The sequence below is a fragment of the Mesorhizobium sp. M7A.F.Ca.MR.176.00.0.0 genome (assembly GCF_004023165.1).
Taxonomy (GTDB): domain Bacteria; phylum Pseudomonadota; class Alphaproteobacteria; order Rhizobiales; family Rhizobiaceae; genus Mesorhizobium.
The window spans coordinates 1-6,742 of the sequence record NZ_RZTC01000190.1; the positions used below are offsets into that span (position 1 = coordinate 1).

Here is a 6,742-nt window from a genome sequence, read left to right on the forward strand (position 1 = left end):
CCCGTCAACGATTGCCAGTGCCTTCGCGGAAGGCGACATCCTGCAAGTCTTGTTCTTCTCGGTCTTGTTCGGCATTGCTCTGGCGATGACCGGAGAGACGAGCAGGCCGGTCGTTACCTTTCTCCAGGCGCTCACCGCCCCCATTTTTAAGCTCGTCGGCATTCTGATGAAGGCTGCACCCATCGGCGCCTTCGGCGCTATGGCCTTTACGATCGGCAAATACGGAATCGGTTCGGTGGCCAACCTCGCGATACTGGTCGCGACGTTCTATCTGACCGCCTTCCTCTTCGTGTTCGGGGTTCTCGGCGTGGTCTGCCGCTGCAACGGCTTCTCGATCTTTTCTCTTGTCCGCTACATCAAGGACGAGCTGCTGCTTGTCCTGGCAACGTCCTCCTCGGAGGCCGCGCTGCCCTCGCTCATGGAGAAGATGGAGAAGGCCGGCGCCGCGCGTTCGGTCGTAAGTCTCGTCATCCCTACTGGATACTCATTCAATCTGGACGGCACCAATATCTACATGACGATCGCCGCCCTCTTCATCGCGCAGGCGACGAACACAGATTTGTCAATTGCCGATCAGATCCTCCTGCTGCTAATTGCGATGCTTTCCTCGAAGGGTGCGGCAGGCGTCACCGGCGCCGGCTTCATCACATTGGCCGCTACTCTGTCTGTCGTGCCGAGTGTTCCCGTTGCCGGAATGGCTCTAATTCTTGGCGTGGACCGCTTCATGTCGGAATGCCGCGCGCTGACGAATTTAGTCGGTAATGCGGTGGCATCGCTCGTTGTCGCTCGCTGGGAAGGCGAATTGGACCAGTCCCGGATGGAAGCCGCTTTCCGCGGTTAGGGTTACATCAAACGGGCTCCCCGCAAGCAAGCAATAGCGCGACGTGTAAGTCACGGCCTTCACAGCAGTCGAATTGCCGGCCTCCAAAGAGCGCTGGAAATAGTGTACTAACGCGGAGAGTAATACAACACCATGAAGCCCCTAAGCAAACGAACGGTTCACGGAAACTCATCTGGGTCCGCATGGAGCGCTGTTCGTCGAATGCGTTATCAACCGTGGGGTGTGGTAACTATTTCAGCTTGCCGCCCCAAGCCGTCGCGGGATCGCACCGGATGACGGAGGACCGGCCGATCAGAATCGCTAGGGGAAAGCGCGTCACAATTGCCGATCTCGCCCGCGAAGCCGGAGTCAGCGTAGCAACAGTCGATCGGGTTCTGAACGTCCGCCTTCCGGTGCGAGAGGAGACCGCCCAGCGGGTCCATGCGGCCGCGCACGCGATCGGCTATCATGCTGCCGGTCTCATCAAACAGCGCTTGCAGCAGCACCTGCCGCACTACAAGCTGGGCTTCATCTTGAGAAAACCTGCCCACGATTTTTACCAAGATTTCGCTCGCAATATTGAAGAGTCGGTCAGTATGGCTAAATCCTTCCACGGCCTTCCGATCATCGAGTTCGCGCAGTCACATTTGCCGCGTGACCTGCTCCCGCTTCTTAAGGACCTTGGAAGCCGCTGCCAGGCGATCGCCATGGTGGCGGCCGATCACCCGAAAATCACAGCATCAGTCGAGGAGCTCAAGGCGAAAGGTATCCCGGTATTTTCGCTGTTATCCGACTTCGCCGATGGCGTGCGCGAGGGCTACATCGGCCTCAACAACAGCAAGGTCGGACGGACTGCCGCTTGGGTGTTTTCCAAGGCCGCAAAACGGCCCGGCAAGGTGGCGGTGTTTGTCGGAAGCCATCGCTTCCAGGCGCATGCGACGCGGGAAACGGCCTTTCGTGCCTATTTTCGTGAGAACGCGCCCAAATTCGAGGTGCTTGATCCGCTCGTGAACCTTGATGAACGGCAGCTCACTTACGAAAAATTGCTGGATCTTATGCAGCGGGAACCAGAGCTCGTCGGCTTCTATATGGCCGGCGGGGGTATAGAGGGAGCAATTTCCGCGCTCCGAGAAGAGGGGAGCGGTCAGGATCTCGTCGCGATCGTGAGTGAAATGACGCCGCAGTCACGTGGGGCGCTTGCGGATGACATCTTGACGATGGCGGTCGGCACGCCAATGCGCCGACTTTGCCAGGAGCTGATAATGGCAATGGAGCGGGCCATCAAAGCCGGCGTCGCGGAGAGCCCGGGGCAGACATTTCTGCCGTTCGACATTTATCTTCCGGAAAATATTTGACCTTGATGGATTTCTATCATGAGCGCCCATTTTCCTTTCACCGATGAAAGGAAAGCTCGATTGACTCGGCCGTCTCTGTCCGATCTGTGAACCGGCGTGGTTCCGTCTTGAAAGAAGCCGGATGCCGAAATGGCAGCCGCGCTTCATGGAAGGAAAGTCAAGCAATGCGCCAGGTATCGCCCCGCTTTGCACTCGATCACATGGCGGCGCCCCGCCTTGACGTCAGTGCGCTTTTCGCGCTTGCCCGTGACCAAGGCCTGACCGACGTCCAAATCCGTTACCCTCATTTCAGCAATCCTGTCGCACGCGGCATTCCGGCTGCGGACGTTCGGTTTGCCGCTACCGAAGCGGGCGTCACGATCATCTCTGTCAACGCCTTGCAGCGGTTCAACGACTGGACTCCAACGCGTCAGGCCGAGGCAAGCAACCTCGCCGATTATGCGACGGCGTGCGGGGCAGAGACGCTCGTGTTGGTGCCGGCCAACCGCAGCTCGTGGCCCACCAATAGCGAGCGCCAGGACAATCTTCGTTTCGCTCTAAACGAGATCAAGCCAATCCTCCAGTCGCGGGGTCTGATCGGTCTCATCGAGCCGCTGGGTTTCCGAACCTGCTCGCTTCGATCAAAGAAGGAAGCGGCCGAGGCCGTTGCCGCGGTTGATGGCCAGTCCGTCTTTCGCCTCGTGCACGACACGTTCCACCACACCCTGGCCGGGGAGACATGCCTGTTCTGCGAGCTTACCGGCCTGGTGCACATTTCAAGCGTAAACGACCCGACCTTCTGGATTTACCCCGATCGCTTTCTTGCAGGTTCCGACAATGGCAGCCAGATTCAGGCGCTGCTGGATGGCGGCTACGCGGGACCTTTCTCGTTCGAGCTGATCGAGGAAGTCCATTCTCTGGACGATCTCGCAGGCGCACTTGCCGCCAGCATCGACTTTATCCGGCGAGGGCTATTGTCGTCAAAGTAGATGGTGACAGGTGTAGTGACTATAGGTGCGCCTGAATTTTCCGAGGGTTCACAGCGGGGCAGCCATCCGAGATGCCTCCTGTATCATTATCTCCCGCATCCAGATGCTTGCCGGATCGCTATTGTGGAGGGCCGGCCATTGGAGGGTCTCGGTGAATGTGGGAAATGGCAGCGGAAGTTCGATAACCCGCAGGGGGAACGTTTTTTCGAAATGCCTGACCAGCCGTAAGGGCATGGTCGCTATACGAGCTGTGCCGGACACCATAGGTGGAATCATGCTGAAGCCCTGCACGGCGACCTCGACACGTCTCTTAAGGCCATGCTCAAGCAAAAACCATTCCTCGATAGACGGCTTCATCGTACGCCCGAACCTGACCGCGACGTGCCTCATCGACATGTATCTCTCGAATGTAAGCTGCTGTGGCAGCTGCTTGTTTGTGGGACAGCCTACGCACACGAGCTTCTCGTCAAACAGCGCAATGCTTGAATGCACACTCGACGTGAACATATCCGGTAGAATTAGAAAATCGACGTCACCGCGCCGGAGAAGCTCATCGGGGCTATCGTCGACAGGCAGCAGTTCGAAGCTGACGGCGGGGGCTTCCCGTGAAATACGCTCCACAAGCTTTTCGAAAAACACGAGCGTGACGAAATCGGAAAGAATGATCCTGAAGAGGCGATCGGCTCGAGCTGGGTCAAACGGATCCGAAGAAATAATCGAGCACTGGATGTGCTGGAGAGCGTCGCGAACTGCGGGGGCAAATGCTGCCGCACGCGGGGTTAGAAATCGTTCGCGACCTCTTATCGTAAACAGTTCATCGCGGAAATAATCGCGCAGTCGGGCGACGGCCGCACTCATGGCGGGCTGACTCAGGTTGATCCTGCGTGCCGCCGCCGAGAGATTACGCTCCGTCAGGAGTGCGTCGAGCACAACGAGGAGATTTAGATCAAGTCCTTTGAAACGCATGTCATCAGCCATCCATGGGATGGATGCCTTTAACCGAAACAAACGACTTTAACAATTTAGCATTCTTGCAATCTTTTGTCGCAAAAAGTTTATGATGGATGACGTTAAGGTCCGACATATGAGCCGCGTGATCTGTCGAAGCGAGCAATCGTTCGTACTGTGCAGGTCAGAGATTGGCAGTTTGAAACGCCGGGCCGATGGCGCCGGGCTATCAACCAGCGTCTTCGGCGGCCCCGACCTAGCTGGGCGTGGAATCTAATAGGGTGCACCTTTCCAGTCCGAGGCGACTGATGGGCGGTTTGATCCTAAGCTGCCGTGAGGCCTGTGCCAATTGTATCGGCGAGCCAATGCAGCAGTCCGGCAGCGTTTTTGAGAGCTGTTGTAGGCTCGGCCTAAGCCCATTGGCGCAAGCCTATCTGAACGAAGCGCTTGGCCTTGCCGCTATCCGGTATGTGATCTGTGGTGTCTTCTCGTCCTGCTGTTCTTGTTTTGGAACGCCCTTATGGTGAGCCCATCCGGGACGTGGGGCACCGGGAGCACAAAGGTGCAGGCAGGCCGTCAATAGACCGTGGGCTGAGAGCCCGAGCTCGTTACATGGCCGCCCCTGGCGACTTTCCCGGATGCGCTGCGAGCGCGGATCAGTAGATGTCGTGTTGCCCGCCAGCTCCCGTCTTTGACCGAGCCAAGAAGGAGGAACGGGCATGCTTATCATCGGACTGGATATTCACCGCGCCTTCGCCGAAGCAGTGGCATGGGAGGAGGGCAGGCTCAGGCGACTCGGCCGCGTCGACATGCGGCGCGATCTGCTGGCGGCGTTCGCCGCGAAGCTGTCGCCGAACGATGTCGGGGTGATCGAGGCCACCGGCAGCGCGACGTCCGCTGCAGCTGTGGTTGCGCCGCATGTGAAGAAGGTGGGGATCGCCAAGCCGAAACAGGTGTTTATCGTTGCCTATGCCAAGATCAAAACGACGATCGACGCCGACGTTCTTGCGCAGCTCTATGCCAGCGGCTTCTTGCCAGAAGTCTGGATTGCGGACGAGCCGACGCAGGCTCTGCGTCGACAGGTGACACGGCGCAATCAGATTGTCCGACAGAGATCTCGATTGAAGAGCGTCATCCAGTCGATCCTTCATAGCCACCTGATCCGTCCTGCCCGCATGCCGACCTGTGCGGCGCCAAGGGTCGGACCTGGTAATCGAGCAGGTCGTACCGCAGGACGAGCGCCTCGCGATCGATGGGCATCTGCGCGAGTTCGACCGATTGGGCGAAGACCTCCAGGTCATCGAACGCGATCTTGTCCGCTCGGCTCTCGAGGATGAAGGCGTGAAGCGGCTGATGACCATTCCCGGCGTCGACATCACCGTCGCGCTGGCGATGAAGGGCGGCGATCGGCGACGTGTCGCGCTTCGACGATCCGCAGAAGCTCGTGACCTATCTCGGGTTGAACCCAAGCGTCCAGCAGTCCGGCCAGGTCCGGCCTACCATGGGCGGATCACCAAGCAGGGCCGTGGTCATGCGCGCGGCATGCTCGTCGAGGCGGCCTGGGCGGCCGCTCGTGCTCCCGGACCGTTGCGAGCCTTCTCCCTGCGGCGTGCGAGCCCGGCGCGGACAGCATGTCGCGGCCGTGGCAACCGCACGCAAACTCTCTGTCGTGATCTGTCATCTGTTGAGAAGGGCGAGAGTTACGCGTAGGCTCGACCCTCCCTGCATGCCAAGAAGCTTGCGCGATGTGGAACTCAAGGCCGGGAGCAAGGCTGTGCGCGGCCAAAAGGGAGCGCACGCCTACAACATAAAGAGCCACCGGGAAGAAGAGCGCCGCTGGGTGGAGCAGGCCGAGGGCGCCTATGCACGCCTCGTTGCCGGTTGGAACCCACGAGGTCCGAAGAGGGTAGGCACGGATGCCGCAAACGAGGCGCGACGATAGAAGCTGCGCGGCAGGGCTCTCATCTCGGACCCTGCTCTTCGCCACGCGGTCGTCCGTGCGCGACAGGAGAATAGCGCAGATTTATCAAAAAGGCTCTTGTCGATCACATCAGTGGTCTTGGGCGCTGTACGGCCGGGTGAAGACTTTGCAGGTGGCGCGGAAAGCGTTTGACCTGTAGCGAAGCAATTGTCGTCATTACGCGCTCGACCCGGGCGCCCAGCTTGGCATAAGGGCTACGTGGCCTCAGGAAGCGTCGTCGCCAATGCAGACCATGGACGAATTCCCAGCCGATGCCGAGATGCCGGTCGACCGTGCCTGTCGCCGTCCGGTGATGCGATGCCCCCGAGCGGATGAGTTCGCCCCGGAAGCTCCCGGTCACGACGCACGGGTTCGGGTTCCAAGGCGCTCAGTTTTGTTCGCGCCCAATCGGTGTAGGACGCGGCAGAAATACGAGCGTGACGAAATCGGAAAGAATGATCCTGAAGCGGCGATTCGGTAGAGCCGGGTCAAACTATCCGACGAAATAAACGAGCACTGGATGGGCGGGAGAGCGTCGCGAACTGGAGGGCAAGAGCTCCCGGACGCAGCGTTAAGTTTGAATACCTCCGCGGACATGGTCGCGAGCTTATCGCGCAAATAATCGAGCAGCCGAGCGCCGGCCGCACTCATGACCGGCTGGGCTCGGTTAATCCTGCATGCCGCGCCCATG

At 59.3% G+C, this 6,742-nt stretch carries 5 protein-coding genes and 1 pseudogene; 5 read left to right on the forward strand and 1 reads right to left on the reverse strand.

Annotated elements, in window-relative coordinates:
* The 3 genes from EOB59_RS33055 to EOB59_RS33065 all read left to right on the forward strand — a co-directional run.
* Positions 1–841 (forward strand): cation:dicarboxylase symporter family transporter (locus EOB59_RS33055; protein WP_127332327.1); only part of this gene is annotated, 841 nt, incomplete at its 5' end.
* Positions 842–1,113: 272 nt separating this feature from the next.
* Entirely contained in the window at positions 1,114–2,175 is a 1,062-nt protein-coding gene (locus EOB59_RS33060) for a LacI family DNA-binding transcriptional regulator (RefSeq protein ID WP_024505889.1), read from the forward strand.
* Positions 2,176–2,339: 164 nt separating this feature from the next.
* Positions 2,340–3,143 carry a TIM barrel protein gene (locus EOB59_RS33065; RefSeq protein ID WP_024505888.1) on the forward strand — a complete coding sequence of 268 codons (804 nt, stop codon included), beginning with the start codon at positions 2,340–2,342 and terminating at the stop codon, positions 3,141–3,143.
* A gap of 48 nt (positions 3,144–3,191) precedes the next feature.
* Here EOB59_RS33065 and EOB59_RS33070 read toward each other — a convergent pair whose 3' ends face one another.
* Positions 3,192–4,109, reverse strand: coding sequence for a LysR family transcriptional regulator (locus tag EOB59_RS33070; protein WP_024505887.1), 918 nt, complete (start codon positions 4,107–4,109; stop codon positions 3,192–3,194).
* 701 nt (positions 4,110–4,810) lie between these two features.
* On the opposite strand from EOB59_RS33070, the pseudogene EOB59_RS37370 reads away from it, so the two are divergent.
* Together EOB59_RS37370 and EOB59_RS37375 are read left to right on the forward strand one after the other, a co-directional pair.
* Positions 4,811–5,185: pseudogene (locus EOB59_RS37370) on the forward strand (IS110 family transposase); the annotation flags it as partial.
* 91 nt (positions 5,186–5,276) lie between these two features.
* Positions 5,277–5,801: a transposase gene (locus EOB59_RS37375; protein WP_245265439.1), complete on the forward strand. Its 525-nt coding sequence runs from the start codon at positions 5,277–5,279 to the stop codon at positions 5,799–5,801.
* Positions 5,802–6,742: the final 941 nt, after the last annotated feature.

Coding starts and splice junctions, on each gene's coding strand:
- EOB59_RS33060 (WP_024505889.1), top strand. CDS start 1,114: ATGACGGAGGACCGGCCGATCAGAATCGCTAGGGGAAAGCGCGTCACA.
- EOB59_RS33065 (WP_024505888.1), top strand. CDS start 2,340: ATGCGCCAGGTATCGCCCCGCTTTGCACTCGATCACATGGCGGCGCCC.
- EOB59_RS33070 (WP_024505887.1), bottom strand. CDS start 4,109: ATGCGTTTCAAAGGACTTGATCTAAATCTCCTCGTTGTGCTCGACGCA.